Source organism: Rhizobium sp. Root1334, from assembly GCF_001426665.1.
GTDB lineage: Bacteria > Pseudomonadota > Alphaproteobacteria > Rhizobiales > Rhizobiaceae > Pararhizobium.
On record NZ_LMEY01000029.1, the window covers coordinates 68,059 to 90,280 of the forward strand.

The 22,222-nt window shown below is 61.1% G+C and carries 18 protein-coding genes; 12 read left to right on the plus strand and 6 right to left on the minus strand.

Annotated features, from left to right (window positions below; translation table 11 throughout):
- Nucleotides 1-33: 33 nt before the first annotated feature.
- Both glpD and ASD36_RS25210 read right to left on the minus strand, forming a co-directional pair.
- Nucleotides 34-1,551 carry a glycerol-3-phosphate dehydrogenase gene (glpD, locus tag ASD36_RS25205; protein WP_244489871.1) on the minus strand — a complete coding sequence of 506 codons (1,518 nt, stop codon included), beginning with the start codon at nucleotides 1,549-1,551 and terminating at the stop codon, nucleotides 34-36.
- Between the two features lie 129 nt (nucleotides 1,552-1,680).
- Nucleotides 1,681-2,445 (minus strand): DeoR/GlpR family DNA-binding transcription regulator, encoded by a 765-nt coding sequence (locus tag ASD36_RS25210; protein WP_060502780.1) that lies wholly within the window; start codon nucleotides 2,443-2,445, stop codon nucleotides 1,681-1,683.
- A 174-nt stretch (nucleotides 2,446-2,619) separates the two neighbouring features.
- Between ASD36_RS25210 and ASD36_RS25215 the strand changes: the two genes are divergently transcribed.
- The 8 genes from ASD36_RS25215 to ASD36_RS25255 all read left to right on the plus strand — a co-directional run bounded on the left by ASD36_RS25215 (nucleotide 2,620) and on the right by ASD36_RS25255 (nucleotide 11,855).
- Nucleotides 2,620-3,390, plus strand: a complete 771-nt coding sequence (locus tag ASD36_RS25215; protein ID WP_060502879.1) for an SDR family oxidoreductase — start codon at nucleotides 2,620-2,622, stop codon at nucleotides 3,388-3,390.
- Between the two features lie 24 nt (nucleotides 3,391-3,414).
- On the plus strand, nucleotides 3,415-4,308 hold the full coding sequence (locus tag ASD36_RS25220) for a LysR family transcriptional regulator (protein WP_060502779.1): 894 nt from the start codon (nucleotides 3,415-3,417) through the stop codon (nucleotides 4,306-4,308).
- Between the two features lie 211 nt (nucleotides 4,309-4,519).
- On the plus strand, nucleotides 4,520-4,999 hold the full coding sequence (locus tag ASD36_RS25225; protein WP_060502778.1) for a formate dehydrogenase subunit gamma: 480 nt from the start codon (nucleotides 4,520-4,522) through the stop codon (nucleotides 4,997-4,999).
- On the plus strand, nucleotides 4,996-6,552 hold the full coding sequence (locus tag ASD36_RS25230) for an NADH-quinone oxidoreductase subunit NuoF (protein WP_060502777.1): 1,557 nt from the start codon (nucleotides 4,996-4,998) through the stop codon (nucleotides 6,550-6,552). The genes ASD36_RS25225 and ASD36_RS25230 overlap by 4 nt, the downstream gene beginning before the upstream one ends.
- A gap of 228 nt (nucleotides 6,553-6,780) precedes the next feature.
- Nucleotides 6,781-9,660 carry a formate dehydrogenase subunit alpha gene (gene fdhF / locus ASD36_RS25240; protein ID WP_060502775.1) on the plus strand — a complete coding sequence of 960 codons (2,880 nt, stop codon included), beginning with the start codon at nucleotides 6,781-6,783 and terminating at the stop codon, nucleotides 9,658-9,660.
- Between the two features lie 156 nt (nucleotides 9,661-9,816).
- Nucleotides 9,817-10,644, plus strand: coding sequence for a formate dehydrogenase accessory sulfurtransferase FdhD (fdhD, locus tag ASD36_RS25245; RefSeq protein WP_060502774.1), 828 nt, complete (start codon nucleotides 9,817-9,819; stop codon nucleotides 10,642-10,644).
- Nucleotides 10,634-10,930 carry a formate dehydrogenase subunit delta gene (locus ASD36_RS25250; protein WP_060502773.1) on the plus strand — a complete coding sequence of 99 codons (297 nt, stop codon included), beginning with the start codon at nucleotides 10,634-10,636 and terminating at the stop codon, nucleotides 10,928-10,930. The genes fdhD and ASD36_RS25250 overlap by 11 nt, the downstream gene beginning before the upstream one ends.
- Nucleotides 10,931-11,141: 211 nt before the next feature.
- Nucleotides 11,142-11,855: a pentapeptide repeat-containing protein gene (locus ASD36_RS25255; RefSeq protein ID WP_082512000.1), complete on the plus strand. Its 714-nt coding sequence runs from the start codon at nucleotides 11,142-11,144 to the stop codon at nucleotides 11,853-11,855.
- Between the two features lie 11 nt (nucleotides 11,856-11,866).
- Here the strand turns inward: ASD36_RS25255 and ASD36_RS25260 are convergent, their stop codons facing one another.
- Nucleotides 11,867-12,472 carry a hypothetical protein gene (locus tag ASD36_RS25260; protein WP_060502877.1) on the minus strand — a complete coding sequence of 202 codons (606 nt, stop codon included), beginning with the start codon at nucleotides 12,470-12,472 and terminating at the stop codon, nucleotides 11,867-11,869.
- Between the two features lie 170 nt (nucleotides 12,473-12,642).
- Here ASD36_RS25260 and ASD36_RS25265 point away from each other — a divergent pair, with 170 nt between their 5' ends.
- The 3 genes from ASD36_RS25265 to ASD36_RS25275 all read left to right on the plus strand — a co-directional run bounded on the left by ASD36_RS25265 (nucleotide 12,643) and on the right by ASD36_RS25275 (nucleotide 17,912).
- Nucleotides 12,643-14,028 carry a sigma-54 dependent transcriptional regulator gene (locus ASD36_RS25265; protein WP_060502772.1) on the plus strand — a complete coding sequence of 462 codons (1,386 nt, stop codon included), beginning with the start codon at nucleotides 12,643-12,645 and terminating at the stop codon, nucleotides 14,026-14,028.
- Nucleotides 14,021-16,024 (plus strand): cache domain-containing protein, encoded by a 2,004-nt coding sequence (locus ASD36_RS25270; RefSeq protein ID WP_060512023.1) that lies wholly within the window; start codon nucleotides 14,021-14,023, stop codon nucleotides 16,022-16,024. The genes ASD36_RS25265 and ASD36_RS25270 overlap by 8 nt, the downstream gene beginning before the upstream one ends.
- 235 nt (nucleotides 16,025-16,259) lie before the next feature.
- A complete protein-coding gene (locus tag ASD36_RS25275; RefSeq protein WP_060502770.1) occupies nucleotides 16,260-17,912 on the plus strand; it encodes an OFA family MFS transporter in 1,653 nt (550 codons plus the stop codon).
- Nucleotides 17,913-18,069: 157 nt separating this feature from the next.
- On the opposite strand, the gene ASD36_RS25280 is transcribed toward ASD36_RS25275, so the two are convergent.
- Nucleotides 18,070-18,501: an Lrp/AsnC family transcriptional regulator gene (locus ASD36_RS25280; protein WP_037097622.1), complete on the minus strand. Its 432-nt coding sequence runs from the start codon at nucleotides 18,499-18,501 to the stop codon at nucleotides 18,070-18,072.
- An 87-nt stretch (nucleotides 18,502-18,588) separates the two neighbouring features.
- Between ASD36_RS25280 and ASD36_RS25285 the strand changes: the two genes are divergently transcribed.
- Entirely contained in the window at nucleotides 18,589-19,728 is a 1,140-nt protein-coding gene (locus tag ASD36_RS25285; RefSeq protein ID WP_082511999.1) for a saccharopine dehydrogenase family protein, read from the plus strand.
- 375 nt (nucleotides 19,729-20,103) lie between these two features.
- Here the strand turns inward: ASD36_RS25285 and ASD36_RS25290 are convergent, their stop codons facing one another.
- Nucleotides 20,104-20,511 carry a F0F1 ATP synthase subunit epsilon gene (locus ASD36_RS25290; protein ID WP_060502876.1) on the minus strand — a complete coding sequence of 136 codons (408 nt, stop codon included), beginning with the start codon at nucleotides 20,509-20,511 and terminating at the stop codon, nucleotides 20,104-20,106.
- Between the two features lie 127 nt (nucleotides 20,512-20,638).
- Nucleotides 20,639-22,201: a F0F1 ATP synthase subunit beta gene (gene atpD / locus ASD36_RS25295; protein WP_082511998.1), complete on the minus strand. Its 1,563-nt coding sequence runs from the start codon at nucleotides 22,199-22,201 to the stop codon at nucleotides 20,639-20,641.
- Nucleotides 22,202-22,222 lie beyond the last annotated feature (21 nt).

Here is a 22,222-nt window from a genome sequence, read left to right on the forward strand (position 1 = left end):
CCAGCCATCGGCGGCGCCATCCCGGCGCGGCCTTCAGGCAACGTTGCGGATCGTTTCCCGCATGTAGTCTTCCAACCCGTCGGCTTCCGCTTGGGTCAATGTCAGGCCCAGTTTGGTGCGGCGCCAGAGGATATCCTCGGCATGCCGCGCCCATTCCTGGCCAATCAGCCACTGCACCTCGACCTCATAGAGATCAGCGCCGAAATGCCGCCCGAGATCTTCGGTCTTGCCCGCGCTTCCAAGCAGGCTCGCCGCAAGTGTTCCGTAAAGCCGAACCAGACGGCGCGCGTAACGCTCGGCCAGAAACGGATAGCGGCTCTTGAGTTTCGCCACTTCGGCCTCGTAGCCCGTCGCTGGAAAATCACCGCCCGGCAGCACGCTCTTCGCGGTCCACGGATTGCCCTTGGCGCCAATCGCAGCAGCGATCTTTTCCAGGGCATGCTCTCCCAGCCGGCGATAGGTGGTCAGCTTGCCGCCGAAGACGTTGAGCAACGGCGCTTCGCCATCACCGCCATCGATCTTCAGCACGTAATCGCGCGTCGCTTCCTGCGCCTTAGAGGCGCCATCATCAAACAGCGGCCGCACGCCGGAATAGGTCCAGACCACATCGGCCGGTTTGACCGGTTCGGAAAAATACTCGCTCGCCGCATTGCAGAGATAATTGATCTCGCCTTCGGTGATCTGGATGGTCTTCGGATCGCCGGTAAAATCGTTGTCGGTGGTACCGATCAGGGTAAAATCGGTCTCGTAGGGGATCGCAAAGATGATGCGATTGTCCGGGTTCTGGAAAAAATAGGCGCGCGGATCGTTGAACTTCTTCTTCACGACGATATGGCTGCCTTGAACCAGGCGCACGTTGTGAACCTTGTTCTTGCGCACCGCATTCGATAAGACCACGTCCACCCAGGGTCCAGCCGCATTGACCAGCATGCGCGCTTTGAAGGTCGTGATGGCACCGGTCGACACATCCTCGACATTGACGGACCAAAGCGCGCCTTCGCGGTCAGCCGAGACGACCCGGCTGCGCGTCATGATCTGCGCACCCTTGAGCGCCGCATCCTTGGCGTTGAGCACCACGAGACGGGCGTCATCGACCCAGCCATCTGAATATTCGAAGGCCTTGGTGAACAGCGCCTTCAACGGCTTTGCGGCCGGGTCCCGCCGCATGTCGAGCGTACGGGTGGCGGGCAAAAGCTTGCGGCCGCCAATATGATCGTAAAGGAAGAGGCCGAGGCGAATGAGCCAGGCCGGGCGGATGCCACCCTTGTGGAACGGCAGGACGAACCGCATCGGCCAGATGATATGCGGGGCCATGGCCCAGAGCACTTCGCGCTCCATCAAGGATTCACGCACCAGCCTGAACTCGTAATGTTCAAGATAGCGCAGTCCGCCATGAATGAGCTTGGTGGCGCGCGATGACGTGCCGGAAGCGAAATCGTCCATTTCAGCCAGCGCAACCGAATATCCACGGCCAACGGCATCCCTTGCGATGCCGCATCCATTGATGCCGCCACCGATCACGAAAATGTCGAGTACGTTCTGCGCAGGCACTGCTTCCCCTCCCACATTTCGCATTGCACAATTTTGAGCACATGCGAAAGTGAAATTAATTAAAGCGAAAATATTACGAATGTCAAACGAATGTTTATGGAAAACAAGCAGACGCTAAAACCAGCGTTTTTAGCGCGCGGTCTCGATCAATCGCACATCCTGCTCCTGGCAGATGTTACGGACATTTTCGATGGGGCAAATATCGGTAATGAAGGTGTGAACCTGGGTAATATGGCCGATCCGGACCGGAGCTGTGCGCTCGAATTTGGTCGAATCGGAGACAAGAATGACATGCCTGGCATTGGCGATAATCGCCTGCGCCACTTTGACTTCGCGATAATCGAAATCCAGAAGCGCGCCGTCATGATCGATCGCGGATGCGCCGATAACCGCGTAATCGACCTTGAACTGCCGGATGAAATCGACGGCCGCTTCGCCGACGATACCGCCATCGGCACCGCGCACCACGCCACCGGCAATCACCACTTCGATCGAGGGATAAACCCGCAAGCGATTGGCAACGTTGATGTTGTTGGTAATGACCATCAACTCCGTATGGTCGAGCAGCGCTTCGCCAACGGCCTCTGTCGTCGTGCCGATATTGATGAACAGCGACGAATTGTTCGGGATCATGGCTGCTGCCGCCTGGCCGATTGCCTGCTTCTCGAGAGCCGCGATCGAGCGCCTGGCTTCGTATTTCACATTCTCGTTGCCGCGCGGAAAGATTGCTCCGCCATGGATGCGCGTCAGCACCCGGCCGTCGCAGAGATCGTTCAGGTCCTTGCGGATGGTCTGCGGCGTCACCGAAAAACGGGCAGCGAGTTCATCGACGAGAACCCGGCCTTCGGTCTTGGCCAGCTCCAGAATTTCCGACTGGCGCCCCGTCAGATACATGGTAATTCCTCCCCGTCGTTTTCGTTTTCTTTCATAATAGGCAAAAACGAAAGCAGCGCAATTTCATAAACGCGGCGAGTGCTCGAAAATGAGCCCTTCGCAAAGAAGGAAGCCGCTCCGCGTTGCAATTCAGGTCATCATGCGACAGCCTGTCGGTCGCGGGAGGGTTTCACCATGTTTCATCCATCGCTGTTCAAAGGTTTGAATGTCGTCGTCACCGGTGCCGGCCGTGGCATCGGACTGGAGGTCGCACGCCAGTTTCTCGATTGCGGCGCAAACGTCTACCTGCACGGCGGCCGCGTGGCGCGCGAACCGCTGCCGGATTTTCTCGATGCGGCGCTGACTGAGGGCCGGGCCTTTCTCTCCTATGCCGACTTCTCGACCGCTGGCGGCATTGAGCTTCTCGCCACCGGTATTGCGTCCCGTTTCAAAACGATCGATGTGCTTGTCAACAATGCCGGAACGATGGTCGGACGATTTCCGGCTGGCGACCTGACCGACGAACAATATGAGACGGTGGTGCAGCTTAACCAGACCTCCGTGGTCCACACCACGCGGGCGCTGCTACCGCTCATTCGGCGTGGCACGCATCCGGCCATTATCAACACCGTCTCGATCTCGGCACTCACCGGCGGCAGCGCCGGATCGGCGATCTATTCCGCCACCAAGGCCTTCGTCTCGACCTATTCCAAGGCACTCGCCCGCGAACTGGCGCCGGAGGGCATTCGCGTCAATTGCGTTTCGCCGGGAACGATCACCACCGATTTCCACGAACGCTATTCATCCGCGGAAAAGCTCGAAGCCACCCGCAAGACCATCCCGCTGCAGCGGCTCGGCACCGCCGAGGATTGCGCGCCGGCCTATTTGTTTCTCGCATCAAACGCGCTCTCGGGTTACATCACCGGTCAGGTGCTGGAAGTGAACGGCGGTCAATTGATCTGCTGAGCGCAGACGGCGGGAGGGTGGCGGTTGATCGACAAGCTGGAATTCTTCATCGCGCTGGCGCAGGAGCGGCATTTCGGCCGCGCCGCCGATCTCTGCGGCATCACCCAGCCGACGCTTTCGGCCGCGATCAAGCAGCTGGAAGACCAGCTCGGCGTCATGCTGGTCAACCGCGGATCCCGTTATCAGAGCCTGACGCCGGAAGGGCAGCGCGTACTGGAATGGGCGCGCCGGATCGTCGGCGATTCCCGTACCATGCACGAGGAAATGCGCGCCGCCCGCCGCGGTCTTGTCGGTCATATCCGGCTGGCTGCCGTGCCCACCACGCTTGCCATGGTGCCGCGCATTACCGCACCGTTTCAGGAGAAACACCCGGACGTCACCTTCTCCATCCTCTCGACAACCTCGCTGAAAATCCTCGGCCTCTTGGAAAACCTCGAGATTGATGCCGGTCTCACCTACCTCGAGAACGAACCGCTCGGACGCGTCACCAGCGTGCCGCTGCAGGTGGAGCGCTATCATCTGGTGACCGCCGCCGGTAGCCCGCTTTCGGATCGCGAAACTGTGACCTGGAAGGAAGTCGGCAGTATTCGGCTTTGTCTATTGACCGCAGATATGCAGAACCGTCGCATCATCAACCAGCATTTCGCCGAGGCTGGCGCCACCGTCGCGCCGACACTGGAATCCAACTCGATGATCGTGCTGTTCTCCCATGTCCGCACCGGCCACTGGGCCAGCATCATGCCCTATAACGTCGCAAAATCATTTGGTTTTCACGAGGATATCAAGCTGATCCCGATCATCGAGCCGGATGCCCGCCACACGGTTGGCCTGGTCGCGACGCACCGGGAGCCGTTTACCCCACTTGTCTCTGCCCTGCTGCACGAAGCGCGTATCCTGGCGGATGCGCAGGCGCTTTGATAGAAATCATCTATCGCTTAACGGAACACGCCTATTGACCCTCCCCCAGCCTGCTGACACGCTGTATTTCAGTACGTGAGCTGCAAAACCGCGTGTTATCGGCCCTTTCGAGCCGGAAATCTGAATCGATGATGGTCTGGAGGGACTTCGTTCGGTTGGAGGTATTGCAGAGCGCGGCCAATTGTTCATTTCAGTTCGGGAGGTCTGAACGTTGAACCTGCATGTATCAAGCCGTGATATCGGTGAACGGACACTGGATATAGTCAGCGCGTTGAAGTCGCTCGAAGGGCCGCTTCTGCCGATCCTGCACGAAATCCAGGCCGAGTTCGGCTATGTGCCGCAGGAAGCGCTGCCGGTCATTGCCCGCGAACTCAACCTGTCGCGTGCCGAAGTTCATGGCGTCGTCACCTTCTATCATGACTACCGTGATCACCCGGCAGGCCGGCATGTGCTGAAGCTCTGTCGTGCAGAGGCCTGTCAATCGATGGGCGGCGACGCGCTGGCCGAACGGGTGAAATCCCTGCTCGGGATCGATTTCCACCAAACGACGCCCGATGGCGCGGTGACGCTCGAACCTGTCTATTGTCTGGGGCTCTGTTCCTCCGCACCCGCCGCGATGCTCGATGGCGAGGTGCACGGACGGCTTGATGCGGATGCGGTGCGAGACCTCGTTGCGGAGGTGCGGGCATGAGCGTGCGGATTTTCGTTCCCCAGGATGCTGCTGCTCTGGCGCTTGGCGCCGACCGGGTCGCCGTGACATTGTCGCGTGAAATCGAAACCCGCGGCATCGACGTCACGATCGTTCGCAACGGCTCGCGCGGCCTGCATTGGCTGGAGCCGATGGTCGAGGTCGAAACAGCGGAAGGCCGCGTTGCTTACGGCCCGGTCAAGGCATCCGACATTTCTTCTCTTTTGGACGCGGGCCTTGCCAACGGCGGGGATCATCCGCTCTGTCTCGGGAAAACCGAGGAACTGCCCTTCCTGAAAAACCAGACACGGCTGACCTTTGCCCGTTGCGGTATCGTCGATCCGCTGTCGCTGGAAGACTACAAGGCCCATGACGGCCTGAAGGGCCTTGCCAAGGCCGTGGCGATGGCCCCTGCCGACGTGGTGGCACAGGTGACGGAATCTGGCCTACGCGGCCGCGGCGGTGCGGGGTTCCCGACCGGCATCAAGTGGAAGACCGTGCTCGACACCGCTGGCGACCGCAAATACATCGTCTGCAACGCCGACGAGGGCGACAGTGGTACCTTTGCCGACCGGATGATCATGGAGGGCGACCCCTTCGTGCTGATCGAAGGCATGGCGATCGCCGGTCTCGCGACCCTTGCTACCAAGGGCTTCGTCTATATCCGCTCGGAATATCCGCACGCGATCGCGACGATGACGGAAGCCGTCGAAATCGCCCGGCGCGCCGGTGTTCTCGGTGCTTCGGTGATGGGATCGGGCCGAGCCTTTGACATCGAAATCCGCACCGGTGCGGGTGCCTATGTCTGCGGCGAAGAAACGGCGCTGCTCAACAGCCTGGAAGGCAAGCGCGGTATCGTTCGCGCCAAGCCGCCTTTGCCCGCCCACAAGGGCCTGTTCAACTGTCCGACCGTGATCAACAACGTCATCTCGCTCGCGTCCGTGCCGATCATCATGGACAAGGGCGCAGTCTTTTATAAAGACTTCGGCATGGGCCGCTCGCGCGGCACGATCCCGATCCAGATCGCCGGCAACGTCAAGCATGGCGGGCTCTATGAGGCAGCCTTCGGCCTGACACTCGGCCAGATCGTTGACGAGATCGGCGGCGGCACGGCATCAGGACGCCCGGTCAAGGCCGTGCAGGTCGGCGGCCCGCTCGGCGCCTATTTCCCCCGCGCCCTGTTCGATACGCCGTTCGACTACGAAGCCTTCGCCGCCAAGGACGGCCTGATCGGCCATGCAGGCATCACCGTCTTCGATGACACCGCCGACATGCTGAAACAGGCCCGCTTTGCGATGGAGTTCTGCGCCATCGAATCCTGTGGCAAGTGCACTCCTTGCCGGATCGGCTCGACCCGCGGCGTCGAAACGGCGGACAAGATCGCGCAGGGCATCGAGCCCGAGAAGAATCTCGCCCTGCTCGCCGACCTCTGCAACACGATGAAATTCGGTTCGCTCTGCGCACTCGGCGGTTTCACCCCCTATCCGGTCACCAGCGCCATGACCCACTTCCCGGACGATTTCCGCCCGGCTCCCTTGGTGGAGGCGGCGGAATGAGCAAGACGTTGCCTGTCTTCGAGCAGCCCACCGCACGCTCCCTCTTCTCCCCCGCGGGGAGAAGTGCCGAGCGCAGTGAGGCGATGAGGGGGTCTGTCCTCGAATTCGTTGCGTGGCCCCCCTCATCCGGCGCGACGTGCCACCTTCTCCCCGACGGGGAGAAGAGGAGCCGCAGCGCCAGTGCCTACGACAGAAATCTCGCTAAGACATCCACCCAGGAGGCCCTCCATGCCCCTCGTTCCTGAAATCGACTTCGGCACCCCCGCTTCCCGCTCCGAAAAGATGGTGACGCTCACCATCGACGGCAACGAGATCACCGTGCCGGAAGGCACCTCGATCATGCGGGCCTCGATGGAGGCAGGCATCCAGGTGCCGAAGCTCTGCGCCACCGATATGGTCGATGCGTTCGGCTCCTGCCGCCTCTGTCTTGTCGAGATCGAAGGGCGTAACGGCACGCCCGCCTCCTGCACCACACCCGTCGCGCCTGGCATCACCGTCCATACCCAGACGAGCCGCCTGAAGGATATCCGCAAGGGCGTGATGGAGCTGTATATCTCCGACCACCCGCTCGACTGTCTGACCTGCGCCGCCAATGGCGACTGCGAACTGCAGGATATGGCCGGCGCGGTCGGCCTGCGCGATGTGCGTTATGGCTATGAGGGTGACAATCACGTCAAGGCGCGCAACAACGGCGATATCAACCTCAAATGGATGCCGAAGGACGAGTCGAACCCGTACTTCACCTATGATCCGGCAAAATGCATCGTCTGTTCGCGCTGCGTGCGCGCCTGCGAAGAGGTTCAGGGCACGTTCGCGCTGACCATCGAAGGCCGCGGCTTCGACAGCCGTGTCTCGCCCGGCATGCATGAAGACTTCCTCTCCTCCGAATGCGTCTCCTGCGGCGCCTGCGTCCAGGCCTGCCCAACGGCGACGCTCACCGAAAAATCCGTTATCGCCATCGGCCAGCCGGAACATTCCGTTGTCACCACCTGCGCCTATTGCGGTGTCGGCTGTTCGTTCAAGGCCGAGATGCGCGGCGAAGAGCTGGTGCGCATGGTGCCGTGGAAGGACGGCCAGGCCAATCGTGGCCATTCCTGCGTCAAGGGGCGCTTCGCTTATGGCTATTCGACTCACAAGGAACGCATCCTCAACCCGATGATCCGCGAAAAGGTCAGCGACCCCTGGCGCGAAGTCAGCTGGGAGGAGGCCCTTGCCCATACGGCATCGGAATTCCGCCGCATCCAGTATCAATATGGCCGCGAATCGATCGGCGGCATTACCTCGTCGCGTTGCACCAACGAGGAAACCTATCTCGTCCAGAAACTGATCCGCTCCGGCTTCGGCAACAACAATGTCGATACCTGCGCCCGCGTCTGCCATTCGCCGACCGGCTACGGTCTCGGCGCCACCTTCGGCACGTCGGCCGGCACGCAGAATTTCGATTCGGTCGAGCATACCGATGTCGTCATCATCATCGGCGCCAACCCCACCGATGGCCACCCCGTCTTTGCCTCGCGCCTGAAGAAGCGTCTGCGCCAGGGAGCGAAACTGATCGTCATCGATCCGCGCCGTACCGACATGGTCTCCTCGCCGCATATCAAGGCGTCGCACCATCTGCCGCTGCGTCCCGGCACCAATGTCGCCATCGTCACGGCGCTCGCCCATGTCATCGTCACCGAAGGCCTGTTCGACGAAAAATTCATCCGTGAACGCTGCGACTGGTCGGAATTCGAGGATTGGGCCGGCTTCGTCGCCGAAGAACGTCACAGCCCGGAAGCGATCGAACAACTGACCGGCGTTCCGGCCGAAGAGGTTCGTGGTGCCGCCCGCCTGTTTGCCACCGGCGGCAATGGCGCGATCTATTACGGCCTTGGCGTCACCGAGCATAGCCAGGGCTCGACGACCGTCATCGGCATCGCCAACCTTGCGATGGCCACCGGCAATATCGGCCGCCCCGGTGTGGGCGTGAACCCGCTGCGCGGCCAGAACAATGTCCAGGGCTCCTGCGACATGGGTTCTTTCCCGCACGAACTGCCGGGCTACCGTCACGTCTCCGACGACGCGACCCGCGACATCTTCGAAAAGCTCTGGGGCGTGAAAATCTCCAACGAGCCGGGCCTGCGCATTCCCAACATGCTGGACGCCGCCGTCGACGGGTCTTTCAAGGGCATCTACATCCAGGGCGAGGACATTCTGCAGTCCGACCCCGACACCAAGCACGTTTCGGCCGGCCTCGCCGCGATGGAATGCGTCGTGGTGCAGGATCTGTTCCTCAACGAAACCGCCAACTACGCCCATGTCTTCCTGCCGGGCTCGACCTTCCTCGAGAAGGATGGCACCTTCACCAACGCCGAACGCCGCATCAACCGTGTCCGCAAGGTGATGACCCCGCGCAACGGCTTTGCCGATTGGGAAGTCACGCAGAATCTGGCAAAAGCGATGGGGCTGAACTGGACCTATACGCACCCATCCGAGATCATGGACGAGATCGCCGCGACGACGCCGAGCTTTGCGATGGTCTCCTACGAGTATCTGGAAAAGATGGGCTCGGTTCAGTGGCCCTGCAACGAAAAGGCTCCGCTCGGCTCGCCGATCATGCATGTCAACGGCTTCGTGCGCGGCAAGGGCAAGTTCATCCGCACCGAATATGTCGCCACCGACGAAAAGACCGGCCCGCGGTTCCCGCTGCTTCTCACCACCGGCCGTATTCTCAGCCAGTACAATGTCGGCGCCCAGACCCGGCGCACCGACAACATCGTCTGGCACGAGGAAGACCGGCTGGAAATCCACCCGCATGACGCCGAACTGCGCGGCGTGCGCGATGGCGACTGGGTAAAGCTGCAAAGCCGCGCCGGCGACACGACGCTGAGAGCGCTGATCACCGATCGCGTCGCTCCCGGTGTCGTCTACACCACCTTCCACCACCCGACGACGCAGGCCAACGTCATCACCACCGACTTCTCCGACTGGGCAACAAACTGTCCTGAGTATAAGGTGACGGCGGTCCAGATCTCGCCATCGAACGGTCCCTCGCAATGGCAGGTGGATTACGACGAACAAGCCCGCCAGTCCCGCCGCATCGCCGGCAAGCTGGAGGCCGCGGAGTAAGGTTGGAATGTTGAGTTTGTTGCAACCCTGCCGCTCTGTCCCGTTGGGACATCTTCCCCGAAAGGGGGGAGATCGGATGAGCTGTGCGCGGCAAACTCCCTCTTCTCCCCAACGGGGAGAAGGTGCCCGAAGGGCGGATGAGGGGGCGGCGGCCCCATGACCCCCTTCAAACTCACCCAGACAGTGGCCGAAACCGCCCATCGCAGTGGCAAGCTCACGCGAGGCTCCCGCGTCGTGCCCGAAGAAACGCCGATCGCGCTGTCCTATGGCGGCTCCACCCATGCGGTGATGATGGCGACACCCGGCGATTTCGAGGATTTCGCCGTCGGCTTCAGCCTGACCGAGGGGATCATTGCCGATCCCTCCGAAATTGAATCCATCGAAGCTGTTGCGGACGAAAAAGGCATCGACCTGCAGATCATCCTGAAGGACGAGCAGAACGACGCGCTGGTCTCCCGGCGGCGCCATATGGCCGGCCCGGTCGGTTGCGGTCTCTGCGGTATCGAATCGATCGAACAGGCTGTCCGCAAGACACCAATAGTATCGACCTCGCCGCTGCGCCTCTCCGAACAGCAGATCGTCGAAGCAGTGTCCCTGCTGAACGGCCAGCAGCCGCTGCATTTCGAAACGCGCGCCGTGCATGGCGCCGGGTTTTATGTGCCAAGCAAGGGGCTGATCGCCGTGCGTGAAGATGTCGGCCGCCACAATGCGCTGGACAAGCTGGTGGGCGCTGCGGCGCGTGCCGGGCATGCCGGATCGACCGGCGCCGTCGTCGTCACCAGCCGCGTTTCCGTCGAAATGGTGCAAAAGACCGCCATCATCGGCAGCCCCTTCATCATCGCCATATCGGCACCGACGGCGCTCGCCATCCGCACGGCGGACGAGGCAGGCATGACGCTGATCGCGCTGGTGCGTGGCGCCGATTTCGAGATTTTCACCCACCCTGACCGCATTCAATCCGGAGCCATCGCCGATGTCGCTTGATAACACCAATGGCAAACTGGTCCGCATGGCCAACCAGATCGCCACCTTCTTCAAGTCGCAGCCCGAAGCCGAGCGCGTTGCGGGCATCGCCACCCATATCAACAAGTTCTGGGAGCCACGCATGCGCAAGGCATTCTTCGAACTGATCGAACAGGGCGACGCCGGCTTCGACCCGCTCGTGATATCGGCTGCCGCCATCATCAAGCGGCCGGGAAGTCCGGCAAAGCCGTCCGAGGCATCCGAACACGTCGATCAGACCATGCTGGAGGCCGGCTTCAGCGATTGATCCAGGTCCAATACTGACTTCCACATTGAACGCGATCGATGTTCACGCTATGCAGCAATATCGAAAAAGATGGGCCGGTTGGTAATCCGGTCCCTGCAATCAGCAGCTTATGCCCCCTCTGGGTTTCCACGGTACCGGTTTGATCAGCATTGGTCGGCGAGGTACGTGGTCTTGTGCCGTGGTTCCTCAATGACGAACAAGGAACAGCGACATGGCGCCATCCGCCTCCCCGGGCACCCCAATTCCAACGGAAAATGTCCTCGAAAACCGTGCGCTTGATCGCGCGGAGGTCGAACTCCTTTCGAAAAGTGGACAACCGCACAAGCTTGTCGCCTGCGTGTTTGAGGAAGTCGACCTGTCGCGCCTGATGCTGGAAGGCTGGGTGTTCGAAGCATGTACCGTCAAGCAAGCCAATTTCATAGGGGCGAAACTGAGTGCGACGCTCTGGTCTAGCTGCAAGGGCGGCCAGGCCGATTTCACCGGCTGCGACCTTTCCGAAAGCAAGATTGAAGCCTGTGACTTCAACAACAGCAATTTCCGGGGTGCGACGCTGACAGGAGCGCAATTTTCCCGGTGCAAGCTGACGGGAGCCAACCTCTCCGAAACCAAAACCCTCAACCTGACCTTCGACGAAACCCGCCTCGCCGATGCCCGCCTTCCCGGCCTCTCCTTTCGCAAGGCCCGCCTGAACGGCCTCGACTTCCAGATGGCCGACCTGAAGAAATGCGATTTCCGCGATGCGATCTTTCAGGATTGCAGCCTGCGCGATGCAAACCTCGCCGAATGCCGCTTCGAAGGCGCCGACCTGCGCGGCGCAGATCTGGGCGGCATCCGCCTGCTGAACGCCAAACAATTCAAAGGCGCAACGATCTCGCGGGATCAGGCCGGGCAACTGCTCGCGGAACTGGGGTTGAAGGTGCGGTAGATTGGCGCCTCTTAAAGCACGCCAATCCAGTCATGCCCCGGATGCACTAGCCCGAGGCTGGCCTTCAACCATTTCCGTTCCGGCGTGGTCAGCTTCGGCAAGGCAGTCTCGAAATCGGCTTCGTCCTTTGTCCGTTGGTACTTTGCCTTGAAAAGAAGGATCGCGGCCGGAGCCAGATAGGGAATGCCCTCGACAGTCTTGCGCACGAAATCATGACGGGGGCCGTGGATTTGCGGGTCGCGTTTGCAGACCCATGTCTGCTCCGTTCCGGGCTCGATCATCATGTCCACGCGCCAGCGGCGCGCGGCGGCGTCCATGCACCAGATCTGCGCGATATCGGCCGGCGGCTCCACGCCATGCGGCAGTGGCGTCACGACGCCGCTGCCTGCGGTGTAAAATTCGAGCCCTTTCAAAGCGTCGCGAAATATCCCGGTATGCTCGCGCAACACAGTGAATTCGAGATCGTCGTGGTCGCGGATCTGCTCACCATGCCACAGGTCAAGCGCCCAACCGCCGACAACGCACCAGGGTTTCGTCACGCCGGACAGCCGGGCTGCCAGTTCCAGCGGATGCCAAGCGCTCCAGGCATCGTGATCCGGAATTTTTAGTGCATTCATCGAAACGCCCTTCGCCTTCATCAGATCCGGCCTCTAGCAGAGTTGAACCAACGAATAAACAAGGCCGATCAGCGGCGACCAAGCGGCTGTTGGGCAAAAGAGTTTCGAAAGAGCTTTGTACCTGCCCGCCAGCCTTGCTAAGGTCGCCCCGTCAAAAGAGGGAGAGACTTTTGCAGGGAGAGGCAGCGCGAAAGACGTCCGTGCCGGAGCGCGATCCGGAGTTCGGCCCGTGGCTGGCGCAGGCCTCCATCCTGATTGTCGATGACGAACCAGGAATGCGCAATTTTCTCGTCCGCACGCTCGGCCCCCGCTGCAAGCGGATCGAAGAGGCGGCCGATACCGACGAAGCCTCGCGCAAGCTCGACGCGCACCATTTCGACGTCGTCATCCTCGACAATATCATGCCCGGCAAGAACGGCGTCGACTGGCTGGCCGAACAGCGCGCCATCGGCTTTTTCGCCGAAGCGATCCTGATCACCGCCTTTGCCGATCTTGAAACCGCGATCCAGGCTCTGCGCGCCGGCGCCGTCGATTTTGTCTTGAAACCGTTCCGCTCCAACCAGATCCTCAATTCCGTCGCCCGCTGCCTCGACCGGATGCGGCTGCAGCGCGAAAATTTCGTGCTGCGCTACGAGTTGAAGGCAACGTCCGATCACATCCTTTTGCGCGACCGGCTGATCGGTACGTCACGGGTGATCGGCGATGTCCGCGACACCATCGCGCGGGTCGCGCCGCTACCGACTTCAGTATTGTTGACCGGCGAATCCGGAACCGGCAAGGAAGTTGCCGCCCGCTCGTTGCACACCCTGTCCGATCGGGCCGAAAAACCCTTCGTGCCGGTCAATTGCGCTGCCATCCCGGCCGATATGATCGAGACCGAACTGTTCGGCCATATCAAGGGCGCTTTCACAGGGGCTGAAAACAATCGCGAGGGCCTGTTCACCTATGCGCAGGGCGGCACATTGTTCCTGGACGAAATCGGCGAAATGCCGCTCGCCACGCAGAGCAAACTGTTGCGCGTCATTGAGGATCGCCGCGTTCGGCCGGTCGGTTCGGAGCGCGAGGTACCGGTCGATCTCCGCTTCATCTTCGCCACCAATGCCGATCTGCAGAAGGAGGTCGAAAAGGGCCGCTTCCGCGCCGACCTGTTCTACCGGATCAATGTGATGCAACTCTACCTGCCGCCGCTGCGCGAGCGCGGCAATGACGTGCAGGAACTGGCCGATCTGTTCATGCTGAAACTGTCACAGCAACTTGGCATGCCGCAGGTGACGATCGACGCGCCGGTGCGGGCGGCTCTCACCCGCTACCCCTGGCCGGGCAATGTGCGCGAGTTGCGCAATCTGATCGAGCGCTCGCTGATCCTCGGAAAATTCCCTGGCGATTTTCGAGGCGGCCACAGCCAGCAATCCGCCGGCGAGACGCTGGATGACATCGAACGCCGGCATATTCTGGCAGTGCTGGAGGAAACCGGCGGCAATCGTGATGAAGCAGCCCGCCGCCTTGGCATTTCGCGCAAGACCATCGACCGCAAATGTGCCGTCTGGAATGGCTGAGTCCTCCCGCCCGCAGGAACGCCCTGCCCGCTCCATCCGGTTCCGGCTGCTGGCCATCGCGCTGCTGCCGACGCTGGTCATCCTGCCGCTCCTGCTCGGCATCGCCATTGCCCGCTGGAACGCCAAGTTCGACGCGCTTCTGATCACCAAGGTCAATGGCGACCTGACCATCGCTCACCAATATCTGTCCCGCATTCTCGAAAACACCGGCGAGCATATTCAGGCACTGGCCGTCTCCGCCGCGTTTCGCGACACTGTCGGCTCCAGCGAGATGCCGCTCTTGCCAGCATTCCTTGAGAGAAGCCGCGCGAAACTGGGGCTCGATTTTCTGATGCTGGTGGATCGGCAAGGCCAACCCGTAAACACAGCCGGACTACCGTCTGGCGCATGGCCGGTGGTGGCCACTGCGCTTCGCGGCACATCCTCGACCGCCATCGACATTTTTTCCATTGAACAACTGGCAGCCCTGTCCCCCGCCCTGGCTGCACGCGCCCAGATCGAGCTGGTAGAGACGCCAAACGCGGTGCCAACCGACAGGAAAATCGAGACCCGTGGAATGGTCGTTCATTCCGCCAGTCCCGTAACGCTGGCAAATGGCGAGAAAGCAGCGCTTGTCGGCGGTATCCTGCTCAACCAGAATCTTGTCTTCATCGATACGATCAACGACCTCGTCTACCGTGAGGCAAGCCTGCCGGAAGGCAGCAAGGGCACTGCGACGCTGTTTGTCGAGGATGTGCGCGTCAGCACCAATGTCCGCCTGTTCGAGGATCGCCGCGCGCTCGGAACCCGCGTCTCGGCTGCCGTGCGGGCCGCCGTTCTGGACGAGGGCCGGACGTGGCTCGACAGCGCCTTTGTCGTCAACGACTGGTACATCTCGGCTTACGAACCGATCGTCGACAGTTTCGGCAAGCGCGTCGGCATGCTCTATGTCGGCTTTCTCGAAACGCCGTTCCGGCAGGCGAAATACGCCACTCTACTGACCATCGTGCTTGCCTTTCTCGTCGTCACTGCCATCAGCGTACCGATCTTCCTGCGCTGGGCACGGGCAATCTTCAAACCGCTGGAGCGCATGAGCGACACGATTACTCGCGTCGAGGGCGGCAATATGGGCGCGCGCACCGAACTGAAGGCAGCCAGCGACGAGATCGGCCGCGTGGCGCTGCATCTCGACGGCCTGCTCGACCAGCTGCAGCAGCGCGACCGGGAGCTGCGGCAATGGAACGAGGAACTGAACGATCGTGTGGCCGAACGGACCAGCGAACTGGAGCTTGCCAACCGCCAGATCGAGGCGACAACCAAGCAGCTGATCATGTCGGAAAAACTCGCCGCCATTGGCGAGATCACCGCCGGCGTTGCCCATGAGATCAACAATCCGATCGCCGTCATCCAGGGCAATCTCGACGTGGTGCGCAGCGTGCTGGGCGCAAGGGCCGAAGAAGCGAAGGTCGAGTTCCGGCTGATCGATGAGCAGATCCACCGCATCAGCCAGATCGTCACCAAACTCCTGCAATTTGCCAAGCCGGAGGAATATGCCGGTTACGTCGAGCGCCACGCGCCATCGAACGTGATCTCCGATTGCCTGCCGCTGGTGCAGCATCTTCTGCACAAGGCCGCCATCAAGCTTGTCCGCGACGACAAGGCAACCCGGCTGGTTCTGATGAACCGGACGGAGCTGCAACAGGTGGCCATCAACCTGATCGTCAATGCCATCCACGCCATGCCGAAGGGCGGATCCCTGACGATCCGAACACTGGACCAGGATATCGAGGCCCGGCCCGGCGTCGTGATTGACATTACCGATACGGGCGTCGGCATGACGCCGGAGTTGATCGGCAAGATCTTCGATCCGTTCTTCACCACCAAACGCCAGGAAGGAACCGGTCTTGGCCTGTCCATCAGCCAGCGGTTGATCTCCCGCCAGGGCGGCCGTATTTCGGTTCAAAGCGCCCCCGGAAAAGGAACCACCTTTTCCGTCTGGCTGCCAGAAGCCAGCTAGAGCGGACAAAATGTCCGCCAAGTTTCGGACATTTTGTCCGCTACCGGCGGCGTGCCTCCCATAAACCATTGAAATCCTGAATGAGCCAATTTGGCATGCCGATTGCTCCCATGTTGGCAAGGACGGCAAAGACGGCACCACGCGTTGAGGAGCGGGTGGTGCAAAACAAACCTCTGCCGACCCCGAAATGGCTTCATTGGGAACCGCCCGCTTGGGCGCACGGAGGACAAAATTCATGACGGCAACAACGGACACCTATGTGGGCGGAGGCTCGGTGGGTCTTCTCGACCGCGAACGCATCATCGCCAGGCCCGGCTTCAACCGCTGGCTCGTACCGCCTGCGGCACTTGCCATCCATCTCTGTATCGGCATGGCCTATGGCTTCAGCGTCTTCTGGCTGCCGCTGTCCAAGGCGCTCGGCACCACGCCTGACACCTGCGCCAGCATGAACCTCGCGTCTGCGCTGTTTACCACCACCTGCAACTGGCGCGTCGCCGATCTCGGCTGGATTTATACGCTGTTCTTCGTGCTGCTTGGCTGTTCAGCCGCCATTTGGGGCGGCTGGCTGGAACGCGTCGGTCCGCGCAAGGCAGGCTTCGTCTCCGCCTGCTGCTGGTGCGGCGGCATTCTTGTCGCAGCACTTGGCGTCTATACCCATCAGCTCTGGCTGATGTGGCTCGGCGCCGGAGTGATCGGCGGCATCGGTCTTGGCCTCGGTTACATCTCGCCGGTTTCCACCCTGATCAAATGGTTCCCCGATCGGCGGGGCATGGCGACCGGCATGGCGATCATGGGCTTTGGCGGCGGCGCCATGATCGGCGCTCCGCTTGCAAACCTGCTGATGACCACTTTCCGCACCGATGTTTCGGCCGGCGTCTGGCAGACCTTCGTCGTCATGGCCATCATCTATTTCGTCTTCATGATGGGTGGCGCCTTCGGGTACCGCATCCCGCCTGCCGGCTGGCGTCCGGAAGGCTGGACACCGCCAGCCTCCAAAAGCACGATGATCACCACCAAGCACGTGCATCTGCGCGACGCCCACAAGACAAAGCAGTTCTGGTTGATCTGGGCAGTCCTCTGCCTGAATGTCTCGGCCGGTATCGGTGTCATCGGCATGGCATCGCCGATGCTGCAGGAAATCTTCGCCGGTTCGCTGATCGGCCTGCCGGATGTCGCCTTTGCCGACCTTGATACGACGCAGAAGGCATCAATCGCCGCCATCGCGGCGGGCTTTACCGGGCTTCTCTCCCTGTTCAACATCGGCGGCCGCTTCTTCTGGGCATCGCTGTCGGACAAGATCGGCCGCAAGAACACCTACTTCTGCTTCTTCATCCTCGGCATCGCGCTCTATGCGCTGGCGCCGACGCTGGCCGGTCTCGGCAACAAGGCGCTGTTCGTGCTCGCTTTCGGCATCATCCTGTCGATGTATGGCGGCGGCTTTGCCACCATCCCGGCCTATCTCGCCGACATCTTCGGCACGCAGTTCGTCGGCGCCATCCACGGGCGCCTGCTGACAGCCTGGGCAACGGCCGGCATCGTCGGTCCCGTCGTGGTCAACTATATCCGCGAAGCGCAGATTTCAGCCGGCGTCGCCCCAGGACCCGAGCTTTATACCGGCACGATGTACATCCTCGCTTGCATGCTAGCGCTGGGCCTGATCGCCAATGCGCTGGTCCGGCCGCTGGCGGACACGTGGTTCATGAAGGATGAGGAAGTGGCTGCCCTGCAGGCCAAGTCGGCTGCCGCAAACGCGGGTCCGACCGGTTCCTTCGGCATCGGCACTGGCAGTTTCGATGGGACAGCCCTGATCGCCTGGGCCATCGTCGGCATTCCGATGCTCTGGGGCATCTGGGTAACGCTTCGGGCCAGCATGGCATTGTTTGGGTAAGGACGCGCTGGGGTCGCCCCTCATCCGCCCTGTCGGGGACCTTCCCCCGTAAACGGGGAGAAGGGAACAAGCGGCAACCTCTATCATTCCCTCTCCCCGCAAGCGGGGAGAGGGTTAGGGTGAGGGGCGGTTGCCAAGCGCCTCACTGGCCGAATGACTACCGGTTGATCCGCGTCGACAGAATGATTGACGACAGCGTCTTTTCCACCCCGTCGATCTCGCCGATCCGGTCGATCACCAGATCGAGTTCGCTGATCGATGACGCCGCGACGATGGCGATCAGGTCGAAGCTGCCGCTCACCGAATGCAGCGTCCGCACGTCCTCGATATCGTGCAGGTCCTGCGTCACCCGCCCCAGCGCCTTGGCCGCGAGCGTGATCAACACATGCGCCTTGACCAGCCCCTTTTCGAAATCATCCGACAGGCGCACGCCATAACCGGCAATGATACCGTCCCGCTCCAGCCGCTCGAGCTTTGCCTGTACCGTGGTGCGTGAAAGACCGAGTTTTCGCGCCAGAAGCGCCGTCGGCATGCGGGCATTCTCGCTGAGAATGGCGAGAAGCTGCCGGTCCTTGTCTACTAACGTCATATTGATCATCCAGATCGGCATTATGCCGATTATTGGTCGGCATTTTTATCAGATCAGCGCTTCATATCAACCATCGAAAAGCGGACAATGACGCTACAGACAGACTCATTCGGGGAACTTACTATGAAAAACATCGTTGTCATCGGCGCCGGCAAGATCGGCTCGACCATTGCCCGCCTTCTCGCCCATTCCGGCGATTATCAGGTGACATTGGCCGACCGCAGCGCCGAGCAGCTTGCCCTGATCGAAAAGCACGACGCCATTTCGGTCACGGAAATCGACATCTCCGACAGCGCTGCCATGGTCAAGTTGCTGACCGGCAAGTTTGCCGTCCTCAGCGCTGCCCCGTTCCATCTGACGATCGCGATTGCCGAAGCCGCCTCCAAGGCCGGTGTCCACTATCTCGACCTGACCGAAGACGTCGAATCCACCCGCCAGGTCAAGGAAATTGCCGAAAAGGCCAACACCGCCTTCATTCCGCAGTGCGGCCTCGCACCGGGCTTCATCTCCATCGTTGCCAACGATCTCGCCAGCCGCTTCGACACGCTTGACAGCGTCCGCATGCGCGTCGGCGCCCTGCCGCAGTATCCGTCCAACGCCCTGAACTATAACCTGACCTGGAGCACCGACGGCGTCATCAACGAATATATCGAACCCTGCGAAGCCATCGTCGAAGGCCAGTTGATCACGGTACCGGCGCTCGAAGAACGCGAAGAATTCTCGCTCGACGGCGTCACCTACGAAGCCTTCAACACGTCGGGCGGCCTTGGCACGCTCTGCGAAACGCTGAAGGGCAAGGTCCGCACGCTCAACTATCGCACCATCCGTTATCCCGGCCATGCCGCGATCATGAAGGCGCTGCTCAACGACCTCGGCCTGCGCCATCGCCGTGAAGTCCTGAAGGATATCTTCGAAAACTCGCTGCCCTCGACCATGCAGGACGTCGTCATCATCTTCGTTACGGTTTCGGGCCGCAAGGAAGGCCGCCTGGTGCAGGAAACCTACGCCAACAAGGTCTACAGCGCCGTTGTCGCCGGCCGCATGATGAGTGCCATCCAGATCACCACGGCAACCAGCATCTGCGCCGTTCTCGACATGCTGGCCAAGGGCGAGCTGCCCGCCAAGGGCTTCATCCGCCAGGAAGAAATCGGCCTCGACGCGTTCCTCAAGAGCCGTTTTGGCCATCACTACGAACAGCGCGCCTACGCCGACAAAATGGCTGGCTGATCTGCGGGGATAAAATGACTTCAAAACCGCGATGCCCGGGATTTTACGATCCCGGGCTTTTTTGTGCGCGGACTTACCCAAGACCTTCAGAGAGGCGGCAGTCCCTTCTCTCCGACGGCAAGAAGAAGAGCACGCGAAAACCTGGCCTGCCGGAAAGCTCCCCCACAAAACCGCTCAGGCCGCCGAATGATACGCTGTTACCCGAAACAGGAGGTTATCTGGCGCTCAATCCGGCCAGCTGGATCTTTGCACGATCAAACCGGTGACACGGCGTGCGCCGGCAGCAAGGGGTCTTAAACCACCGCGCGGCGAGCAAAATCCGGACAATAAAAAACCCCGCCGGAGCGGGGTTCGAAAGTCACGTCACTGACCCTTTCAGGCTGCAACAACGATCTCATTCAACTGCGTCAGCTCTGCAAGAAAGCTTTCCAGGCGCGTCTTGTGTTCGTCGCTGTGCGAGCCGTCTTCCAGCTCGGACTTGGCAGCGTCCATGCGCCTCTGGATCAGCTGGGCATCGACTTCGCTGACCGGAACAGCGGATTCGGCAAGTAGCGTGCAACCGGTCGGCAGGATATCGGCGAAACCGCCAAACACGACATAGCGCGTAACCTTGCCGTCAACAGCCTTGACGGTGACAATGCCCGGCTTGATCGTCGTCATGACGGGCGCATGATTGGCCATCACGGTCATTTCGCCTTCCGTTGCCGGAAGAACGACTTCGCTGACGCGCTCGGAAAGCAGCAGGCGTTCCGGGGAGACGAGTTCGAAATTGAAATCAGCCATGATCATTCGCTTCTTTTGGCGCTACCGGCGAGAAACCCCGGCAGAAAATCCCGTTCGGCGCGGCCGGACAACTGCCAGCCGCAGCGAGTGACGATCGGGGCGCCATTAGCGCCCCGATCAAAAGTCATTAAGCGGCTTCGGCAGCCAGGCGCTTGGCCTTTTCGATCGCTTCTTCCATGGAACCAACCATGTAGAAAGCGGCTTCCGGGAGATGGTCGTACTCGCCGTTGACGAGGCCCTTGAAGCCCTTGATCGTGTCTTCGAGCGCAACCAGCTTGCCCGGCGAACCGGTGAAGACTTCGGCGACGAAGAATGGCTGCGACAGGAAGCGCTCGATCTTACGGGCGCGGGCAACGGCCAGCTTGTCTTCTTCCGACAGTTCGTCCATGCCCAGGATGGCGATGATGTCCTGGAGCGACTTGTAGCGCTGCAGGGTCGTCTGCACCTTACGGGACACTTCGTAGTGCTCTTCGCCGACGATCATCGGGTCGAGCATGCGCGAGGTCGAGTCGAGCGGGTCAACGGCCGGGTAGATACCCTTTTCAGCGATCGAACGCGACAGAACGGTCGTTGCGTCCAAGTGGGCGAACGAGGTTGCCGGCGCCGGGTCGGTCAAGTCGTCGGCCGGAACGTAGATGGCCTGAACCGAGGTGATCGAGCCCTTGGTCGTCGTGGTGATGCGTTCCTGCATCTGGCCCATGTCGGTGGCGAGCGTCGGCTGATAACCAACGGCCGAAGGAATACGGCCGAGAAGAGCCGACACTTCGGAACCTGCCTGGGTGAAGCGGAAGATGTTGTCCACGAAGAACAGAACGTCCTGACCTTCGTCACGGAACTGTTCAGCGATCGTCAGACCGGTCAGAGCGACGCGAGCGCGGGCGCCCGGCGGTTCGTTCATCTGGCCGTAAACGAGGGCCGCCTTGGAGCCTTCGCCACCGCCGTGCTTGTTCACGCCGGATTCGATCATTTCGTGGTAAAGGTCGTTGCCTTCGCGGGTACGTTCACCCACGCCGGCGAAGACCGAGTAACCACCGTGCGCCTTGGCGACGTTGTTGATCAGTTCCATGATCAGAACCGTCTTGCCAACGCCGGCGCCGCCGAACAGGCCGATCTTGCCGCCCTTGGCGTAAGGAGCGAGCAGGTCGACAACCTTGATGCCGGTGACGAGGATCTGTGCTTCCGTCGACTGTTCGACGTAGGACGGTGCTTCCTGGTGGATCGAGCGCTTGCCCGAAGTGATCAGCGGACCAGCTTCGTCAACCGGCTCGCCGATGACGTTCATGATGCGGCCGAGCGTTTCCAGACCAACCGGAACGGTGATCGGAGCGCCCGTATCCGTAACCGGCTGACCGCGAACCAGACCTTCGGTCGAGTCCATGGCGATCGTGCGGACGGCATTTTCACCGAGATGCTGTGCGACTTCGAGAACAAGGCGGTTGCCGTTGTTGTCGGTTTCCAGCGCGTTCAGGATCTGCGGCAGCTGACCTTCATCGAAGGTCACGTCGACGACGGCGCCGATGACCTGCGTAACGCGGCCGACTGCGCCAGCTGCCGTGACGGCAACCTTGGCTGCCGGTGCCTTCTTCGCCACAGCGGCCTTCGCTGCTGCTGCCGGCTTTTCCGCTGCTGCCTTCACTGCTGCCGGCTTCTTAGCCGCTGCTGTTGTACTGGGGGTAGCTGCCTTAGCCATAATCCTTACCCTCTTTCCGTA